Raw genomic sequence first — 18,864 nt, 5'->3', positions numbered from 1 at the left:
GACAGAAAAAGCACGGCTTTGGGGCGCAAACCCCTTAGAAGGGCCTGCGCCCCCTTGAAATCCAAGGCGTGATCGGGGCAAGTTGTGCTCGCACGCCATTGCTTTCATCCATGAAGAAGGCTGAGTTTCTGCACCCCTCTGCTGAGCGGAGGACCGACGGGCTACACTTCTCCCACCTTTGACCCCGCCCAGAGGCGGGATCGTCAACTTCGAGGCTACAGATGAGGCTTGTGATCGAACGCGGTGAACTTCTGAGGGCGCTCGGACATGTGGCAAGCGTCGTCGAACGCCGCACGACCATTCCGATTCTCTCCAACGTGCTGCTCAGGGCGTCCGGACAGGCGCTCGAGCTCAAGGCTACGGACCTTGAGCGCGAGGTCATCGAGGAGGTGCGGGCCGAGGTTGGGGCGCCTGGCGCCGTCACCGTGCCGGCCCACATTCTGCACGACATCGTTCGCAAGCTCCCGGAAGGCAGCCAGATCGATATCCGCCGCGACGCCGAGAAGGAGCGCCTGACGCTCGCCGCCGGGCAGGCCCGCTTCGCGCTGCAGACACTCGGGCCCGAAGATTTTCCGGATCTCAATGCCGGCGATCTCGGCACCTCGTTCGAGATCGCCGCCAAGGATCTCAAGCGGCTCATCGACAAGACGCGCTTTGCGATCTCGACCGAGGAGACACGCTACTACCTCAACGGCATCTATCTGCACATTGCCGAGACCGGAAAGGCACCGGTGCTGCGCGCTGTCGCCACCGACGGTCACCGGCTGGCGCAGGCCGAGCTGCCGCGTCCGCCGAGCGCGGAATCGATGCCGGGTGTCATCATCCCGCGCAAGACGGTGCACGAGTTGCAACGCCTGATCGAAGAGAGCGCCGAGACCGTCACGGTTGCTGTCTCTACTTCGAAGGTGCGCTTCGAGATCGGCTCGGTGACGCTGACGTCGAAGCTCATCGACGGCACTTTCCCCGACTACGGCCGCGTCATACCGCAGGGGAACGACAAGGAGCTGCGCGTTGCCAACGCCGACTTCATGAGCGCCGTCGATCGCGTCTCCACGATTGCCAGCGAGCGCGGCCGCGCGGTGAAGCTCAACCTCGCCAGCGACAAGCTCGTGCTCTCGGTCAACAACCCGGAAGGCGGCAGCGCGACAGAAGAGATTGGCGTCAACTATTCGTCGACGCCGCTCGAAATCGGCTTCAACGCGAAATATCTGCTCGATATCGCCGGCCAGCTCGAAGGGGACGAGGCGCGGTTCCTTCTTGCCGACCCCGGGTCGCCAACGATGATCCGCAGCGCCGAGGACGACAACGCGCTTTACGTGCTGATGCCAATGCGCGTCTAGGCGGCAGGCGCCGGCAGCGTCTCGCGTTCCCTCATCCGGAAGCGAAGTCAATGCGAAGCATGGCTCCGCCATGACCGATCGCTTCCGACCTCTCCCGAACGCGAGAGGTATGGCCAGACCGGGCCGCACCTTCCACCTCTCCCTTGCGGGAGAGACCGCGCAGGGCGCTGCCCGGATGAGGGGGCGCCACGTGTACCACCCGAAACAAAGAGGCACGGCATTTGGCCTCGGCCATCGACCAGGACACGCGCCCCACGCCACAGACCTCGCCCCGGCTCTGGGTCGAGCGACTGACGCTTGCGAACTTCCGCAGCTATCCATCGCTGGCGCTCGAGCTTTCAGCCGATCCCGTCGTGCTCACCGGCGCCAACGGCTCCGGCAAGACCAACGTGCTCGAAGCCGTCTCGCTGCTGGCGCCTGGGCAGGGGCTGCGCCAAGCGCCACTCCCTGACCTCGCGCATACCGGCAGCGATGGCGCCTGGTCGGTCTCGGCGCGGGTGCATACGGCCTTCGGCCCCGTGACCATCGGCACCGGGCAGGCTGCCTCCGATCGCGGCGGGGAGCGCGCCTCTGGCCGCCTCGTGCGTATCGACGGGGACGCGAAGTCCGGTTCGGGCACCCTTGGCGACTACGTAGAAATGGTCTGGGTGACGCCCGCCACCGACGGCCTCTTCACGGGCCCCGCGTCCGAGCGGCGGCGCTTTCTCGACCGGCTCATCGTGTGCTTCGATTCCGGGCACCGTACGCGGGCGGGCCGCTTCGAGCGCGCGATGGCGCAGCGCAACCGCCTGCTTTCGGACGGCGTGACGCGTGGTGCGCAGCTCGACGGGCTCGAAGTGGTCATGGCGGAGATGGGCGTGGCCGTGGCCGCGGCGCGCGCCGAGGCCGTCGCGGCGCTGCGCTCCGTCATCGAGGCACGCTGGGCCCGCGATCCCGAGAGCCCGTTTCCCTGGAGCGAGGTGCGCCTCGAGGGCGCCATCGACAATGATCTCGCCTCGCGCGCGGCCGTCGACGTCGAGGACGGCTATGCACGGCTCCTGGGCGGCGTGCGCGAACGCGACCGCGCCGCGGGCCGCGCGCTCGACGGGCCGCACCGTAGCGACCTCGCCGTGATGCACGGGCCCAAGGCAACGGCTGCGCGCCACGCCTCCACCGGCGAGCAGAAGGCGCTGCTCATGGGCCTTCTCCTGGCGCACGCTGAGCTGGTCGCGGCCCGACGCGACGGCCTGGCGCCGCTTATGCTACTCGACGAGGTGACGGCGCATCTCGATGCGGACCGACGCGCGGCGCTGTTCGACGAACTCGTACGCCTCGGAACGCAGGCGTGGATGACGGGTACCGACCGACAGTCGTTTTCCAGCCTCGTCGGACGGGCCCAATTCTGGCAAGTCGCAGGTGGCTCCGTGGTGCGTTCGGACTGAGCTTTTTCAGACCTCGTTCGGACTTGCCGACGCACCCCGCCAAATCGCTGATTTTTAATACAAAATAAGTACTGAGTGAGGGGCTTCAGGCGCGCTTTTTTGCCCCTTTCGGGATGCGCTTTGTGATAGACTCGCAATTAGTCAGGAGAACTGCAGAAACAGGGACCGAATGAGCGCTCAGCCCGCCAAGAAAACACCTGCGCCGGAAGACTACGGCGCCGACAGCATCAAGATGCTGAAGGGCCTGGAAGCCGTGCGCAAGCGCCCCGGCATGTACATCGGCGATACCGATGACGGCTCGGGTCTGCACCACATGATCTACGAGGTTGTCGACAACGCCATCGACGAGGTTCTGGCCGGCCACGCCACGTCGTGCGAGGTGACGCTGAACCCCGACGGCTCGTGCACCGTGCGCGACGACGGTCGCGGCATTCCGACCGGCATCAAGCAAGACGACGACCAAGATCCGAAGCGTTCGGCTGCCGAGATCGTGTTCACCGAGCTGCACGCGGGCGGCAAGTTCGACCAGAACTCGTACAAGGTGTCCGGCGGTCTGCACGGCGTTGGCGTGTCTGTCGTCAATGCACTCTCGACGTGGTTGCTCGCACGCATCTGGCGCGACGGAAAGGAACACGTGATCGAGTTCCGCGACGGCGTCGCTACGGCGCCGCTCAAGGTCGTCGGCGATGCCGACGGAAACCGCGGCACCGAGGTCAGCTTCCTGCCCAGCACCAACACTTTCACCAAGGTCGAGTTCGACTACGCCACGCTTGAGCATCGCTTACGCGAGCTAGCGTTTCTGAATTCGGGCGCCAAGGTCGTGCTGACGGACGCGCGCCACGCCGACATCAAGCGCGAGGAATTCCTGTACGAGGGCGGCACGTCCGCTTTCGTGCGCTTCCTCGACCGGTCCAAGCAGGCGCTCATCAGCGATCCAATCATGGTCCGTGCCGACAAGGACCGCGTCGGCGTCGAGGTGGCGCTGTGGTGGAACGACAGCTACCACGAGAACGTGCTCTGCTTCACGAACAACATTCCTCAGCGCGACGGCGGCACGCATCTCGCCGGCTTCCGCGCCGCGCTGACCCGCGTCATCAATAAGTACGCGACCGACAGCGGCATCGCGAAAAAGGAGAAGGTAGACCTCTCTGGTGAGGATGCACGCGAGGGCCTAACCTGCGTGCTCTCGGTCAAGGTGCCGGATCCCAAGTTCTCCAGCCAAACGAAGGACAAGCTGGTCTCGTCCGAGGTGAAGCCCGTGATCGAGAGCGTGGTCTCGGACGAGCTTGCGGCGTGGTTCGAGGAGCACCCCAAGGAAGCCAAGGCCATCGTCGGCAAGATCGTCGAGGCGGCGCTGGCGCGCGAAGCGGCGCGGCGTGCACGTGAGCTGACGCGGCGCAAGAGCGCCCTCGATGGCATGCGTTTGCCTGGTGGCCTCGCCGAATGCCAGGATCGCGATGCCGCCAACACCGAACTCTTCATCGTCGAGGGCGACTCGGCCGGCGGCTCGGCGAAGCAGGGCCGCAAGCGCGAGTATCAGGCCGTGCTGCCGATCCGAGGTAAGATTCTCAACGTCGAGCGAGCGCGCATCGACAAGATGCTTTCCTCCGAGCAGGTAACGAACATCATCGGTGCACTCGGCACCGGCATTCGCGACGACTTCGACCTTTCGAAGCTGCGGTATCACAAGATCATCGTGATGACGGACGCCGACGTCGACGGCGCGCACATTCGCACGCTGCTCTTGACGTTCTTCTATCGGCAGATGCCGGAGCTGGTGGAAAAGGGGCACGTCTACATCGCCCAGCCGCCGCTCTACAAAGTTCAGCGCGGCAAGAGCAGCACGTACCTCAAGGATCAGCGCGCGCTCGAGGACTATCTGATCGACTCCGGGCTCGAGGACACTGTGCTGGTCTCGGGTGGAGAAGAGCGGGCTGGACGTGACTTGCGCGATATCGTCGACCAGGCGCGCGGTATCGTCAGCCTGATCGACCAGCTGCATTCGCGCTATGCACGCCAGATCGTCGAGCAGGCGGCCATTGCCGGCGCTTTCGATCCGGCGCTCCTGGACTCATCGACCTCGGCAAATGCAGCGGCCGGGACAGTCGCTGCGCGGCTGAACGAGGTCGCGGAGGAAACGGAGAAGGGCTGGTCCGGCAGCTTCGGCAACGACGGCTTCCTGTTCCGTCGCGAGGTGCGCGGCGTGACGGAGGCGCACGCGCTCGATCGTGCGCTGCTCGCTTCGCTCGATGCGCGCCGGCTGAACGAGAAGCGCAAGCACCTTGCCGAGGTGTACAGTCTTGGCACGAAGCTGCGGCGCAAAGGTGAGACGCTGGTCATTCACGGGCCGCGCTCGCTGCTCGACGCGATCTACGAAGCGGGCCGCAAGGGCCTTTCGCTACAGCGCTACAAAGGCCTTGGCGAGATGAACCCCGACCAGCTCTGGGAAACGACGCTCGATCGCGATGCGCGCACGCTGCTGCAGGTCAAGATCGGCGACGTGTCCGAGGTGGACGAGATCTTTTCCAAGTTGATGGGCGACGTGGTCGAGCCGCGGCGCGAGTTCATCCAGGAGAACGCGCTGACAGTCGCCAACCTCGACGTGTAAACCTGACGTCGATACGATCTGACTGCTTCCGCCCATGGCCCGGCTGTCGCGCCGGCCATGGGCTTTTCTATGCCATGTAGTGAGCGATGACGGCGACGTAGAAGGCGATTGTCGCCAAGTAGCCTGCGACCAGCCAGTTGCGTCCTGCTGGCGTGATCAACTCCGCGCGTCGCTTCGCTTTGCCGGAGTGGACCAGTACCGGCGCCGTCAGCAGCAAGAGGACGGTGAGGACATACCATCCGAGGTAGACCGAGGCGCCGATCCCTATCATCAGCGCCAACATGTTGATGATGGCGACGAACTCGGGATCCGAGGCGGAGAGCGCTGAATCGAGTACGTGGCCGCCGTCGAGCGGCAGCACGGGCGCGAGGTTCAGACCGTTCAGCACCGCGCTCGCAAACGCCAGATGCAGAAAGAGCTGCTCACCTGTGGCATAGGCCGTGACGAGGAACGCGCCGGTGGAAAGCAGGCTCAGGCCGGGGCCCATCAAGGCAACGAAGCCGCGTTCGCCTTCGCTCCGGTGCGGGGCGGCGGCGACCGCGACGCCCCCGAGGAACGGGATGAAGTAGATCCCCTGCACAGGAAGCCCGACCCAGCGCATGGCGAGCGCGTGGCCCGCCTCGTGCACGATCAGCAAGAGCAATAGGATCGCGGCGAAGATCCAGTCGAACAGGTAGCCGAAGCTCGCGTAAGTCAGCGCTCCTGTGACGAGTGCGGCGCCTAGCCGGTTCCTTGCAGGCGGTGGCGCGCCGACCTTGGCTTCGCAGTAGTCGCGCAGCCGGCGGCTATTCTGGCGGGCTCCGAGCGGAATGAGAAAACGGCTGGCGAACGTTTCGTGGGTCAGCTCGTGCGCGGTGGTCATCACCGTGCCGTCGCCGTCTTCCTCGAGCGTGCAGACGACGAAATAATCGGTGCCGGGCGCGATGTTGGGCGCGCTGCCTTCCCGCAGCACCTCGATAACCTGGCCCACGGGCGGCCTGCTTTCGACCTCCCGGAAGGCCATCGGAAATTCGGTATCACCAACGCGAACGGTACCCTCGTAAATCTCGGTCGAGCCGGGGCGTAGCGCCGTCCTGATCTCGATGGGGACGAGACCTTCAAAGGTGATCGAGCTGGCGGAGGCGGCGCTCCAGACCACGTCGCGCGGGGCCCTGATCGCAATCGCGTTGACATAGCGCCGACGGCGGCGGCCAAGCAGCGCATCCACGAGGCCACGCGCAAAAAAGTAGAGGCTCAGGAGGAGATCGGCCAGGAAGGTCATCGGGAAAGGCTTATCGCTGGTCTCGGAGGCCGAAGCAACATGTCCCGGAAGGCGGCCTCATTCAGTTCCGGCAGGAACACTATTGGCTGCCGCGTGTCCCGACAGATCCCGGATCGTCGGGGTGCGTCCTGTCAACGGGTTGTCGGGATCCCAGGCGACACGCACGGTCTCGAAGCGGGGTTCTTTGGCATCGTAGAGCAGCAGCCGTCCGGCCAAGGTCTCGCCGACGCCTGTGATCTCCTTGATGACCTCCGTTGCCTGCAGCGTGCCAAGCACGCCGACCACCGAGCCCAGGACGCCAACCTCCGAGCAGTTGGGCACCGTCCCCGGAGGTGGCGCCTCGGGAAAAATGCAGCGATAGCTCGGGTACGGCATGCTGTCGCCGGCCGTTGCGTACGGCTTCAGCGTCGTCAGATAGCCGTCGAACGGGCCGACCGCGGCGTGGACCAGCGGGCGGCGGGCGAAATAGCAGGCGTCGGAGACGAGGTATCGCGTGGCGAAGTTGTCGGATCCATCGGCCACTACGTCGAAGCGGCCGATGATGTCTGCGGCGTTTTCCGCATCAAGGCGGATATTGAGCGGCTCGACCACGACGTGCGGGTTGAGGCGGGCAAGGGTTCGTTGTGCGCTCTCGACCTTCGGCACGCCGACCGTGTCCGTCGCGTGCACGATTTGCCGTTGCAGATTGTCGAGAGAGACCTCGTCATCGTCGATGACACCGATGGTGCCGACGCCTGCCGCGGCAAGGTAGAGCAGCACGGGGCTGCCGAGACCGCCCGCGCCGACGACAAGAACGCGCGCAGCCTTGAGCTTCGCCTGCCCTTGGCCGCCGATATCATGCAGCACGAGGTGGCGCTTGTAGCGCTGAATTTCCTCCGGCGTGAGTGCCATCGCTTTCGCTTTCGTGAACGGACGCCTGCGGCTCGCGGCGTCTCCGTGACCGGCTTGTTGCCGGGCGCCCCGATGCCGTTAGCCGGGATCCTTGCTGGTGGGCGTGGCGTCGGCGGCTTTGCCAGGCACGGCCGGGCTGATCGTGGGCGCGGACCAAGGCCCCTCGATCTTAAACGCTCCCAGGGCCTTGTTGGATGCCCCAGCGGCGGCTGGCGCCGGCGTGATCGAGAGTACGAGATCGACGGCGCCCTTGTCGATATCGACGCTTCCCGTGGCGGTGACCACGCGCTCGTCGACAGTCGCCTCCACTTTGTCGGTGGTGAGGGCGCCGTTGGCAGCCGTGAACCGCGCCGTCAGCGTGCTCACGGTCGTGGTGGCGGCACCGACGGCGCGCCAGCCGTCGGTCGGGGGCGCCGGTGCGGCAGCGGCTGCAGCCGGAAGCGCCTCGAGATTAAGCCCGACCCGGCCGCCCTCGCTCATGTCGAGTGCAATGGTTCCGGCCAGCGATTTCGCGATGTCGGCTTCGCTCGAGCCTGAGGCGCGGACGTCGAGGCGGATGTCGCCCAAGCCGTCCAGGGCAGCCGGCCCGAGCCGCGGCGCGGCGACGGTTGCCAGATCGATGTCATTGAGCTCGGTACGCAGCGTGTAAAGCGGTTCGGCCCCCGTGGAATCTATCGTGAACTGGCCTTCTCCGCGTCCGCCCTGCTCGAGCTCCAGCTCAACGATCTCGCCGTAGAGCTTGCCATTGCGCACCGAGATGCTCGCGGCGCCGCGCCCCAGGCGATCCGAGCCGCTGGTCACGGACGCGGCCGAGAGGCGGATATCAGCATCGAGATCGCGCAGGAAAGAAGGCGAGACGAGACCAGGAACACGCAGGCTCGAGACCCAGTCGGACGCCAATGCCAGGGCGTACGGGCGTGAGGGCGTGGCGTAGGGCGCGACGTCGAACGCCGAAAATGCCAGCGTGCCCTCGACGGACGGTCGCTCGGCGCCGAGCTTCATCATCAAGGCGCCCGTTGCGGCATTGCCGTCCAGCGTGAACTCGGCGTGCTCGAACGACGCCGAGCGTTCATCCAGGGTCAGGCGACCGCGTGCGCTGAAGGCGCCGAGGCCCGGCCCGCTAGGCCACGACAGGCCGACCCAGTCCGCAACCGAGCGTAAATCCGTGATCGACAGCTCGGCGCCGTCGGCCGTGAGCTGTGCCACGTCTCCCGAGGTGAGGCGGCCATTGAATGCCAGCGCGACGTGCTCGCCCTTTACCGCGGCACGAATCTGCGCCGGGGTGCCAGGAGCAACCGTCTGCGGATCCGGGACCGTGAGGTCGACGGTGAGCGGCTCGCCGCGAAACTCGATCTGCCCCTTCATATTCAGAAGGCCCCCGCGGGCAGGAGCGACCTCGACGTTCACGAGCGAAACCGTCTCCTGACCTCCGCTCGCCGTCTCGAAGACCAGCGTCGAGTCCAGGATCGTGAGGCTGCGGAATTTGAAGGCGGAAAGAGAAGCAGCGACGGGCCGGAGATCCTCGGACAAGGCGGGCGCATCCGCATGTGTGGTGGACGCCGCCGGCGAAGCAGAGGTTTCGGAGGCTGCAGACTGACCGCGGCGGTCCACGATCAGCCGGGCGCCATCGAGAACGAGATCCGCCGTGCCGCCCGTCATCAGTGCGTAGAGCCGTGCGCCGATGCGGTTCTCGCCCGCCGCGGGACCGACCAGCGCGACGGTTCCTTTTTCGAGGACAACAGAGGGGGTTTGGAACAACGCGATCGGCGCGGTGATGGCCAGCCTCTCGCGCGAGTCCGCACGCACCGTGGTGCCGGGAATGGGCTCACCCTTGCGCGCTCCGACCATGACGGGCGCCACCAAGGCTGCGCCGATCGCAGCGATCAATCCGATCGCCACAAGCAATGGGCGACGCCTATCAGCTTTGCCGGTCATCAGGCCGCTGTCCCGCACAAGAAGGCATTCAAAGCGTGAGAGTCACAGAGATCGGCCGCCCCCCTCAGAGATCGGCGCCTCATTTCTTACTGAACGCAATCCGGGTGCGCAATACACCATGACAGCTCAAACTTGCGATGGATCAATGGAATAGCTTGACACATCAAATACCTGCGGCCTCGCTCCCAAAATCGTAGTTCCTCAGCATCGTGAGGAGCGGGAGCGCAGAATGGCGCAACGCAATATGTGACCTCGTCACTCACGGTGATTAAGAGGCAGGATTTGGGCCAGATGAAGACGTGACGTGACAGGATGGGAGAACCGCTGGGTACGGTCCTCCCTCCCGACTTAGTCGAGCTTGAAGCGAACCTGTTCGGGCTCGTGGTCTGGCATGGTGAGCGACACAACGACGGTCGTGCCCTTGCCGGCGTTGAAGCCGCCCGAGCCCTTGAGTGCGTTCCCGCCGGCCGGGGCAAGCGCGACCTGCTCGGTCTTGCCGTCGGCGAGCACGGTGGCCGTTGCTTTGGCGCGACTTGTGTCCTCCGCATCGCCGTCCTCATGCGTGATGTAGAGCTCGAGCGTGCCGCCCTTGGCGACGAGCTCGAAATGATGGTGCTCCGTGTGCTCGACGATGCCACCGTGCTTCGCCGAGTGATCATGGCCCTTGCCATGGTCGTGGTCGTGCCCCTCGTCGGCGAAGGCAAATCCCGCACCGATGGCGAGCGCGGCAAGAGCGGCAACGAATGGTCTGATCATCAAAAAACTCCTTTGTGATCTGGGTTAGAAGGCTTCGGCGTGAACGGCAGTGGCCTGCTCGGCTTGCAACCGCTCCAGCGGCTTCCTGCCGAACAGCAGGAACAGGACCGGCGTCAGAAACGCGTCGAGCATGGTGGCTGTGAACAGGCCGCCGAAAATCGTGATCGCGACCGGATGCAGGATCTCCTTGCCCGGCTCGTCGGCGCCGATCATCAGCGGCAGAAGTGCGATGCCGGCGGCGAGCGCCGTCATCAAGACGGGCGTCAGGCGCTCGAGCGTGCCGCGGATCACCATCTCGCGGCCGAAGCGCTCGCCCTCGAACAGCGTGAGGTTGATGTAGTGGCTGATCTTCAGGATGCCGTTGCGGGTGGCAATGCCGGTCAGCGTGATGAAGCCGATGGCGCTCGCGACGGAGAACGGCTGGCCTGCGATCCATAGCGCTGCCACGCTGCCGATCAGCGCCAGCGGCACGTTGCCCATGATGATCAGGGCAAGCGCGGTCGAGCGATAGCGCGTGTAGAGCACGACAAAAATCAGCGCGAGCGAGACCAGCGAGAGCAGCGCGATGAGACGCGAGGCTTCCTCCTGCGCCTGGAACTGGCCTTCGAGGCGCGTGAAGTAGCCCTGCGGCAGCGGAGCGGAGGCGATCTCAGCACGGACGGCCTCGATGATGCGTGCCATGTCCGAGCCATCCGTGTTCGCGAGCACGGCGATGCGTCGGCGACTGTTCTCGCGCAGGATCTGGTTCGGACCGTCGGTTTCGGTGACGTCGGCTACGGCCCGCAGCGGGATGCGGCCGGCCGGGCTCTCGATCAGCATGTCGCCGAGCGCGCGCGTCGTGCGATCGGCATCCGACAGGCGCAGCACGACGTCGAAGCGCTTCTGCTGGTCGATGATCTCCGAGACGACGCGGCCGTTGGAGAGCGTCTCAAGCTGCTCGGTGATCGTGCTCGGGTTCAGCCCGTAGCGCTTCGCCCTCTCGTAATCGACGCGAACCTGCAGCTCGGGGATGCGCACCTGACGCTCGGTCTGCAGATCGACCATGCCGGGGATACGGCGCAGGCGCGTCTCGAGGTCGGCCGCGAGTGCACGCAACGTGTCGTAATCGTCGCCGTAGATCTTGAGCGCGATCTGCGCGCGCACGCCCGACAGCATGTGGTCGAGACGGTGGGCGATGGGCTGGCCGACGGTGATCGAAGTCGGCAACACCGAGAGGCGTCCGCGTATATCGGCGAGAACCTCCTCGCGGCTGCGTTCGGAGCGTTTCAAGTCCACGTCCAGCTCGCTCACGTGCACGCCCTCTGCGTGCTCGTCGAGTTCGGCGCGCCCGGTGCGGCGACCGACGGAATGCACCTCCGGCACGGCTGCTATGATCATCTCGGCCAAGCGGCCGATGCGGTCCGACTCGGCGAGACTTATGCCGGGCTCGAGCGATAAGCCGACGAGGACCGTGCCCTCGTTGAAGGCGGGCAGGAAGGCGCGCGGCAACATCGATCCGGCTACGACGGCCGCCAGCACGGCCGCAACCGGCATGCCGATGACGAAGGTGGGCCGCTCGAAGCACCATTCCAGGCCACTCTTTTGCCAGCGCTTCAATACGCGCTGAAGTGGACTTTCGTGCTCCGCAAGGCTCTTCATGCGCGGCAGCAGCCAATAGGAGAGTACCGGCGTCACGGTCATCGAAACCAAAAGGCTGGCCAGAATCGAAATAATGAAAGCGATGCCGAGCGGGGCAAACAGGCGGCCTTCGATGCCCGAGAGCGCGAACAGCGGCAGGAACACGAGCACGATGATCGCCGTCGCGTACAGGATGCCAGTGCGGACCTCGATCGAGGCGTCGCCGACGACCCCCTCGATCGAGCGCCGGTCGCGCCCGCCCGCGAGGCGGTGCAGCCCGAGACGGCGATAGATGTTCTCGACGTCGACCACGGCGTCATCGACCAGCGCACCGATGGCGATGGCCAATCCGCCGAGCGTCATGGTGTTGATCGAAAGCCCCATGAACTGGAACACGATGACCGTAGTCAACACCGAGAGCGGGATGGCGAGCAAAGAGATCAGCGTCGTCTGCCAGTTAAGCAAGAAGGCGAACAAGACGATGGCGACCACGATCAGCGCCTCGACCAGCACCCGCTTCACGTTGTCTATCGACGTCTCGATGAACGTCGCCTGGCGGAACTGGATGTCCGCAACACTCACGCCGTCCGGCATCACACGCTGCAACTCTGGCAATACGCGCTCGATCTCGCGCGTGATAGTGACGGTGTCGGCACCAGGCTGCTTCTGCACGCCGAGGATGACAGCCGGCTTGCCGTTGAAGCCCGCGTCGCCGCGCTTGGTGCGGGCCGCGAAATCGACGTCCGCGACCTGGCTCAGGGTGATCGCCTGACCGTTGCGATAGGTAACGACGAGATTTCTGAGGTCATCGATGCGCGTCGAGCGGCCGATGTTGCGTATCAGGTACTCGCGCGTCTTCTGGTCGACGAATCCGCCGCCGGTGTTGGCGCCAAATGACTTGATGGCCTGCTCGATGGCCTCGAAGCTGATGTCTAGCCCTGTCATACGGCGCGGATCGGGGACTACGCGGTATTGGCGAACCTCGCCGCCAATGGGGATGACCTGCGATACCCCGGGCACGGTCAGCAGTTGCGGACGCACGGTGAAGTCGGCGATCTCGCGCAACTGCATTGGATCGACGACGTCTGGCTTCTGGCTGGACATGGCGAGCAGCATGATCTCGCCCATGACGGATGAGATCGGTCCCATTTGCGGCGAGATGTTCGGCGGAAGCTGCTCGCGTACGAGTTGCAGGCGCTCGGCGACCTGCTGGCGCGCGCGGTAGATCTCGGCGGACCAGTCGAATTCCACGTAGACGATCGAGAGGCCAACGCCCGAAACCGAGCGCACGCGCGAGACTCCCGCCATGCCGTTCATGGCGGTCTCGATCGGGAAGGTGATCAGCTGCTCGACCTCTTCCGGCGCAAGCCCTTCCGCCTCGGTCATCAACGTCACGGTCGGTCGGTTGAGATCAGGAAACACGTCGACGGGCAGGCGGGCGAGCGTGATCAGGCCATAGATGCTGACCGCAATGGCGGCCACGAACACGAGGAGCCGGTTGGCAAGGCTGCCGCGAACAATTGCGTTGAACATGAGCTTTTCCTTTGCGTTGCATCGCGCGGACAACCACTGCTGGGCCATCCGGGCGCACGCTCTCCTCACCGCACCTGATTGATCAGGCCAGCCGCCTTGATGACGATGCGGTCGCCTTTTTCGAGGCCGGCCGTCACCACGACGCGTTCGCCATCGAGCGGCACGGTTCGCACCGTGCGCGGGGCGAAACGCTCTGGCGCCACCTTGACCCACACTTGCGACAGGCCGTTCGGGGCGCGCACGACGGCTCCATCGGAGACAATGATGCCCTCAACAGGGGCGCCATGGCGGACCAGGACCTTGATCGTGGCACCGATGCCAAGCGAAGCGTGTGGCTCGTCGACACGGAACAGGAGAGGGAGGGCCTGCTGGCGCAGGGCGGGCGCGCGACCCACAAAGGTCAATGGGATCTTGTGGCCCTCGGCGTCGACTGCGGTTGCTTCGGTAACGGCGTTCTCGTCATCCGTTCCCGGGATGCCGATGGCTTCGATCCAGATGCGTTTCGGATCGACAATCTCAAACAACGTGTCACGCGCCGAGACGACTTGCCCAGCGCGCACGGTTGCCAACGAGATGATGCCCGAAACGGGGGCCGTGAGCTCCATGCGCTCCGCGTTCTTCGGTTCGAGAACGCGCTTTTGGGCGCGCAAGCTTTCGATCTCCGTCTTGGTGTCGTCGATCTCGCGTTGGGGGATGTAATCGCCGGAAATGCGCGTGAGCCGTGCGAGTTTCTGCTCGGCGATGCGCAGCTTGCCTTCAACGTCGGCCGTGACCTGGGCCAGCGTGCCGCGCTCGTAAACCGGCATGGCTGGCGCCAGCCGGGCGAGAACATCTCCGGCTTTCACCTTCTGGCCAACAAAAGAGACGCCGTTCTTGCCGAGCTCGATCTGGCCGTCCATCGGTGCCTGTACGCGACCCTCGTGAGCCGGATCTGCGATGACGGTCCCCACAAGCTCCGTCGACGGTTGGGCCTTCTCGACGACGGCTGGCGCCGTGCGCACGTGCAGCAGGCGTTGCGTGGTTTTGGGCAGAAAGACTTCGCCGTTGGGCAGCTTGACCGGCGCAGTGCCGCCGGCTTGCGCCGGGGCCGCCGGCCTGCCGAGATCATGGTCTTCGTGGGCGCGCACGCGGTCGGGGAGGGCGGCTGCGGCCACCGCCGCGATCAGGACGATCTCTGCCGCGCTCTTGAACTTCCGCGACGGCGGCACGGCGGCAGGAGCACTTGTGTCGTCCGGCGAAAGGCGCACCGGGCGGAACGCGAAGCTCAGAAAGAAGCCGCCGAGCCCGATGGTGAGCGCCAGCAGCCACAACTCCGGGCGCGTCGTCAGCGTCGACCACCAGGATGCGGAGCCGTGGTCATCCGACGCTTCAGCAGGGATCGCGATCACGCCTGCGAGCAGGTCCGGCACGCCGTCGGCCGTGACGACGAAGGTCAGCGCCTTGCTGCCGGGCTCATCCAGCCACTCGCCCTCGATCGCGTACACACCATTGCCGACCGCCTTTGCGGAGGCCTGGGGGACGCCTTCGCCCATCACTTCGACCGTCGCCCCGTCGACCGGCGCGTTCGTATCTTTGCGATCGAGATAGATGGTCAACGTGTGCCCGTCGGCTGTCGCGACGAGTTCTATGTCCGATCCTTCTGCGACGACCCTCGGCACTGTCGGTGCCGCGGTCGCGCTTGCTTCTCCATGCCCGCCATCTCCATGAGCGTGGCCGGGGCCGGCGAAGGCAGTGAAAAACATCAATATGAGTGCCGTAACGGCAGAACGGGTCATTTGGCGCCTCGGAATCCTTGAGGAGTCTCGAGCAACGCGACGGGTGGGAGATCGTTATTTTCGCCCGGCTACGCAGATCGCGAGAGCCAGAGGCAGCACATCACCGCGCCTATCGGTTGCCTGTCGCAATGCCTCGCGTCCGCTGCCGAATGCAGCCGATGGAAGGCATGGTCAGGCGATGGCGCGCGGCGGGCGGAAAAGAGGGGTTGCGAGCTGGCCAAGCGGAATGTGCGAGGCAGCGACCGGAACGGAGTCGTGCCGATGGGCCAGCTTCAAGGTGAGATCTGCGGCAGGCACTGCATAGGTGCAGCATCCATGCACGTGAAAGTGTGTACACAGGCCGCACTTCGAGGACGGGTCGTCGCCATCCTGCGTTGCATCGGCGACATCCGAACTATCGTCGACGTGATCATGATGACCCGCGTGGTCGTGGGCACCGTGATCGTGCAGGCCATGGGTACCGTGCTCATGCTTGTCGAAAGCCGCCAACGCGGAGCCATAGCCGTTCAGGCCGCCGGCCACGAGAACGGCGGCGACCATCAGGAAACTCAGGGCCTGGCGAGCCAAACGGCGCATAACAAACGAAAAACCCGAAGATTCGCAGTCGGTCAAGCCGACCTGCCGCTTTACTTGTATGCCTAAGATGTGGCGGCGTTGTGAAGTTCAGTCAAGCATCGCCACCAGGGCAGGGCTAAGAGTTTCGTTCAGATAGCGACCGTCGAAGCGCACGAAACGCGCCGCGAGGCGATGCTCTGCGGCGAAGGCCGGGCCTTCGTCGGGCCCCAAAAACGACGAGGGCCGTGGCGGCTGCGTCGGCCGTCATGCAGTCGTCCGCGGCTACGGTGAGGGAGACTAGGTCGCGCGTCACCGGTGCCCGGTGCGGATCCAGCGTGCGGGCGTAGCGGCGCTCGTCGCCTGATGTCGCGACCGACAATCCGGCCAGCGCCAGGATGGTGGGTTGCAGCGCGCCCGAAGCGCGCGGTCGATGGCGACGTTCAACGGCCCGGGTGGCTGGCAGCGATTAGCGGATGTTGAACTGGATCGGCATTGTGAACTCGCGCACGTCCGCCGCGGTCATGTTCGGCGGCGCCGGAATCGGGCTTGCGCGCGACAGCATCTCGAGTGCCTCGTCATCCAGAAGCGGGGAGCCTGAGCCATTCACCATGCGGGCGTTTTTCACGCGCCCTTTGCCGTCGACGGAGAAACTGACCATCACGACGCCCTGGATGCGGCGACTGCGGGCCTCACCCGGATAGCGCTTGTGCTTGCTCAAATGCAGGTTCAGGGCGCGCTGCCAGGAGAGCTCGGCTTGGTTGGGCTTGCGCGAATTCCCTTGGCGAGGCGCGGCGGGCTTCGGCCCTTTTTCAGCGGCCTCGATCGGCGGCGGCGCGGCGGCGACGGAGGCGACGGTCTGAGCCTGCACTTCCTCCTGCGGCTTCTTCTCTTCTTCCTCTTCCTTCTCCTCGACCGGCTTTATCTTCTCGAGAGCCACCTCGGGATCGGGCGCTTTTAGCGATTCCTCGACGGGAGGAAGAAGCTCTTCTGGTGTGATTTCCTTCACCTCCTCGGTGGGCGGTACGGGCACCGAGTCTTCGGAGAGCGGTCCGGGTGCCAAATTGATGCGTTCCTCGGCCGGCGCGATGGGCATCGGCGCCAGCTCGACCATCATCGCGCCTTCAGGGTCCTCTTCGAACTCCTCCGGCTCCCAGTTCCAAAGAGCTGCGGTCGCCCCGCCGACGTGCAGCGTCAGCACGAGCAGTCCGGCGCCGATCCAGCGGCGCCATCCGTGCCACGAGGACTGCAGCAGCTCGAAGGTGTTGCTCATGGACTGGTGGCAGCTCCTGATCCGGAGGGTGCGGGAGGTTGCGGCTGGCCCGGCTGCGCAGTGTTTGGCGTCGGAACCTCCTCGAGGCCCACGAGCGCGACCTTGAGATAGCCGGCCTGGCGTAAAAGGTTCATCACGACCATCAACTCGCCGTAGGGAACGGTCTTGTCGGCGCGCAGGAACACACGCTGCTGACGGTCAGATCCCGTGGTCGCGTCGAGTGCGCTCCCGAGCTGGCCGCGCGTGACGGTGTCGTTGCCGAACGCCAGCGTCATGTCCTGCTTGACGGTCAGGAACAGCGGCTTCTGCGGACGCTTCTGCGGTTTCGCGCTGGCGACCGGCAGATCGACCGGAACGTCGACAGTCGAGAGCGGGGCTGCGACCATGAAGATGATCAAGAGCACGAGCATCACGTCGATGAACGGCGTGACGTTGATCTCATGGTTCTCGGCGAGGTCATCGCCGTCTTCGAGACGTCCGGCCATGGGTCACCTCATTCCGCCGCGCGGGGCCGAGCGATCCTGAGACCGCGGTCGAGATCGCGGGACACCAACCGCATGACCTCAGCCGAAGCCTCAGCGATCATGGCCTTGTAGCCGCCGATCTGGCGCGCGAAGTGGTTGTAGATGATGACCGCCGGAATGGCGGCAACGAGGCCGATGGCCGTCGCAAGGAGTGCTTCGGCGATGCCCGGCGCGACGACGGCAAGGTTGGTCGTCTGCGTTTCCGCGATGCCGATGAAGCTGTTCATGATGCCCCAGACGGTGCCGAAGAGGCCGACGAACGGCGCCGTCGAGCCAATGGTGGCGAGCACGCCCGTGCCGCGGTTCATGTCACGGCCGGCCGCCGAGACGAGGCCATCGAGCCGCGAGGACACGCGCTCCTTGATGCCGTCCTTGTCGGATAGGTCTGCCGAAAGCGAGAGCTCGACCGCGGCGTGCTCGATCAATCCCAGGACAATGCCCTTCTGGCCCTGCAGGCGCTGAGCGGCCTCGGCAAGGCTCGACGCGGCATGGATGCTCGAGAAGGCGCGCGTGACGCGGCGCTTGGCCCACGACAGCTCGAGCGATTTCGCCAGCCACACAGTCCAGGTGACGACGGAGGCGAAGGCGAGGCCGATCATCACCGCCTTCACGACGATGTCGGCCTGCATGTACATGCCCCACGGCGACAAATCGTGCGGCAGCTGTGGACCTGCGGCGGGCTGGCCGGATGCGGGAGCTGCTTCAGTCGAAGCCGCCCCATCCTGGGCAACGTCGGCGTCAGTTGCCGCGGACGCTGCCGGCTCCGACGGCTGGCTCAAAACCGGGCTCGCGTCGGACGGCGCATCGGTTGGCTGAGCCGCGTCGGCCGCTGGTGCGGTCGGCGCGAAAGCGGGTGGTGAGCCCGGCTCCGTTTGCGCACTCGGCGGGGTTGGCGCAGCCTCGTTTGCGGCGGGCGTTTCAGAGGTCGACGGGGCCGGAGCCGGCTGCGATTGCGTCACATCCGACGGCGGCGGAACGGGCTCCTGCGCACGCGACGGCCCAACTACCGCCAGTATCGCCGCCAGAACAACGCCTGCCGAATGCGCTGTCCTGTAGCGAGCACCAGGAACTTTCGAAGAACAAAACATCATGATTCAAGGGTCCGCCGAGCTGATGACCGAGATTGCGAGGACATAAATTAAACTATACTAGCCCTGTCAATATTATGCCGCAAAAAAGCAACCCGGACCGCTCCTTGCGGCCTGTGCAAATCTGTCGCGTTCTGACTGCGATTGGGGGTCGGACTTGTGGTCGCGGCTGTGCGCCACCGTCCCCGCTGCTTCCGGAATATGCATTTACCGGAACGGCCCTGCCGTCGCAACGGACGCCCTGGCTTATGGTGAGCCTGTCTTTTAGGCAAAACGGGAATGTCTCCGGA

General features: G+C 65.2%; 13 protein-coding genes. 4 read left to right on the top strand and 9 right to left on the bottom strand.

What is annotated here, in order from left to right; all coding sequences use genetic code 11:
- Nucleotides 1-221 precede the first annotated feature (221 nt).
- From dnaN to gyrB, 3 genes are all read left to right on the top strand, one after another.
- Nucleotides 222-1,340: a DNA polymerase III subunit beta gene (dnaN, locus tag CS1GBM3_RS15290; RefSeq protein ID WP_072396322.1), complete on the top strand. Its 1,119-nt coding sequence runs from the start codon at nucleotides 222-224 to the stop codon at nucleotides 1,338-1,340.
- A 221-nt stretch (nucleotides 1,341-1,561) separates the two neighbouring features.
- The gene (gene recF, locus CS1GBM3_RS15285; RefSeq protein ID WP_072396321.1) at nucleotides 1,562-2,761 is read left to right on the top strand and encodes a DNA replication/repair protein RecF; all 1,200 of its coding nucleotides are present in this window, start codon (nucleotides 1,562-1,564) and stop codon (nucleotides 2,759-2,761) included.
- Between the two features lie 169 nt (nucleotides 2,762-2,930).
- The gene (gene gyrB / locus CS1GBM3_RS15280) at nucleotides 2,931-5,369 is read left to right on the top strand and encodes a DNA topoisomerase (ATP-hydrolyzing) subunit B (protein ID WP_072396320.1); all 2,439 of its coding nucleotides are present in this window, start codon (nucleotides 2,931-2,933) and stop codon (nucleotides 5,367-5,369) included.
- 67 nt (nucleotides 5,370-5,436) lie between these two features.
- On the opposite strand, the gene CS1GBM3_RS15275 is transcribed toward gyrB, so the two are convergent.
- The 6 genes from CS1GBM3_RS15275 to CS1GBM3_RS15250 form a co-directional block, all read right to left on the bottom strand.
- Nucleotides 5,437-6,630 carry a metalloprotease gene (locus CS1GBM3_RS15275; protein ID WP_072396319.1) on the bottom strand — a complete coding sequence of 398 codons (1,194 nt, stop codon included), beginning with the start codon at nucleotides 6,628-6,630 and terminating at the stop codon, nucleotides 5,437-5,439.
- A 57-nt stretch (nucleotides 6,631-6,687) separates the two neighbouring features.
- Nucleotides 6,688-7,521: a HesA/MoeB/ThiF family protein gene (locus CS1GBM3_RS15270; RefSeq protein WP_072396318.1), complete on the bottom strand. Its 834-nt coding sequence runs from the start codon at nucleotides 7,519-7,521 to the stop codon at nucleotides 6,688-6,690.
- A gap of 78 nt (nucleotides 7,522-7,599) precedes the next feature.
- On the bottom strand, nucleotides 7,600-9,456 hold the full coding sequence (locus CS1GBM3_RS15265) for an AsmA family protein (RefSeq protein WP_083567645.1): 1,857 nt from the start codon (nucleotides 9,454-9,456) through the stop codon (nucleotides 7,600-7,602).
- A gap of 348 nt (nucleotides 9,457-9,804) precedes the next feature.
- The gene (locus tag CS1GBM3_RS15260) at nucleotides 9,805-10,212 is read right to left on the bottom strand and encodes a hypothetical protein (protein ID WP_072396316.1); all 408 of its coding nucleotides are present in this window, start codon (nucleotides 10,210-10,212) and stop codon (nucleotides 9,805-9,807) included.
- A 24-nt stretch (nucleotides 10,213-10,236) separates the two neighbouring features.
- Nucleotides 10,237-13,362 (bottom strand): efflux RND transporter permease subunit, encoded by a 3,126-nt coding sequence (locus CS1GBM3_RS15255; protein ID WP_072397561.1) that lies wholly within the window; start codon nucleotides 13,360-13,362, stop codon nucleotides 10,237-10,239.
- Nucleotides 13,363-13,427: 65 nt separating this feature from the next.
- Nucleotides 13,428-15,137, bottom strand: coding sequence for an efflux RND transporter periplasmic adaptor subunit (locus CS1GBM3_RS15250; protein ID WP_083567643.1), 1,710 nt, complete (start codon nucleotides 15,135-15,137; stop codon nucleotides 13,428-13,430).
- Between the two features lie 261 nt (nucleotides 15,138-15,398).
- Here CS1GBM3_RS15250 and CS1GBM3_RS19850 point away from each other — a divergent pair, with 261 nt between their 5' ends.
- On the top strand, nucleotides 15,399-15,779 hold the full coding sequence (locus tag CS1GBM3_RS19850) for a hypothetical protein (protein WP_171946508.1): 381 nt from the start codon (nucleotides 15,399-15,401) through the stop codon (nucleotides 15,777-15,779).
- A 379-nt stretch (nucleotides 15,780-16,158) separates the two neighbouring features.
- Here CS1GBM3_RS19850 and CS1GBM3_RS15235 read toward each other — a convergent pair whose 3' ends face one another.
- From CS1GBM3_RS15235 to exbB, 3 genes are read right to left on the bottom strand one after another with little or no spacing between them, the layout of a single operon-like run.
- Nucleotides 16,159-16,962, bottom strand: a complete 804-nt coding sequence (locus CS1GBM3_RS15235) for an energy transducer TonB (RefSeq protein ID WP_072396312.1) — start codon at nucleotides 16,960-16,962, stop codon at nucleotides 16,159-16,161.
- Entirely contained in the window at nucleotides 16,959-17,447 is a 489-nt protein-coding gene (exbD, locus tag CS1GBM3_RS15230; protein WP_072396311.1) for a TonB system transport protein ExbD, read from the bottom strand. Before exbD ends, CS1GBM3_RS15235 begins: the two co-directional genes overlap by 4 nt.
- An 8-nt stretch (nucleotides 17,448-17,455) precedes the next feature.
- Nucleotides 17,456-18,577 (bottom strand): tonB-system energizer ExbB, encoded by a 1,122-nt coding sequence (gene exbB / locus CS1GBM3_RS15225; RefSeq protein ID WP_139247939.1) that lies wholly within the window; start codon nucleotides 18,575-18,577, stop codon nucleotides 17,456-17,458.
- Nucleotides 18,578-18,864: the final 287 nt, after the last annotated feature.

Origin of the sequence: Hyphomicrobium sp. CS1GBMeth3, assembly GCF_900117455.1 — a bacterium.
Classification (GTDB): Bacteria; Pseudomonadota; Alphaproteobacteria; order Rhizobiales; family Hyphomicrobiaceae; genus Hyphomicrobium_C.
The sequence above is the reverse complement of the archived record's forward strand: the minus strand, read 5'-3'. Positions and strand labels throughout refer to the sequence as shown.

Coding starts and splice junctions, on each gene's coding strand:
- dnaN (WP_072396322.1), top strand. CDS start 222: ATGAGGCTTGTGATCGAACGCGGTGAACTTCTGAGGGCGCTCGGACAT.
- gyrB (WP_072396320.1), top strand. CDS start 2,931: ATGAGCGCTCAGCCCGCCAAGAAAACACCTGCGCCGGAAGACTACGGC.
- CS1GBM3_RS15275 (WP_072396319.1), bottom strand. CDS start 6,630: ATGACCTTCCTGGCCGATCTCCTCCTGAGCCTCTACTTTTTTGCGCGT.
- CS1GBM3_RS15270 (WP_072396318.1), bottom strand. CDS start 7,521: ATGGCACTCACGCCGGAGGAAATTCAGCGCTACAAGCGCCACCTCGTG.
- CS1GBM3_RS15265 (WP_083567645.1), bottom strand. CDS start 9,456: ATGACCGGCAAAGCTGATAGGCGTCGCCCATTGCTTGTGGCGATCGGA.
- CS1GBM3_RS15260 (WP_072396316.1), bottom strand. CDS start 10,212: ATGATCAGACCATTCGTTGCCGCTCTTGCCGCGCTCGCCATCGGTGCG.
- CS1GBM3_RS15255 (WP_072397561.1), bottom strand. CDS start 13,362: ATGTTCAACGCAATTGTTCGCGGCAGCCTTGCCAACCGGCTCCTCGTG.
- CS1GBM3_RS15250 (WP_083567643.1), bottom strand. CDS start 15,137: ATGACCCGTTCTGCCGTTACGGCACTCATATTGATGTTTTTCACTGCC.
- CS1GBM3_RS19850 (WP_171946508.1), top strand. CDS start 15,399: ATGGGCCAGCTTCAAGGTGAGATCTGCGGCAGGCACTGCATAGGTGCA.
- CS1GBM3_RS15235 (WP_072396312.1), bottom strand. CDS start 16,962: ATGAGCAACACCTTCGAGCTGCTGCAGTCCTCGTGGCACGGATGGCGC.
- exbD (WP_072396311.1), bottom strand. CDS start 17,447: ATGGCCGGACGTCTCGAAGACGGCGATGACCTCGCCGAGAACCATGAG.
- exbB (WP_139247939.1), bottom strand. CDS start 18,577: ATGATGTTTTGTTCTTCGAAAGTTCCTGGTGCTCGCTACAGGACAGCG.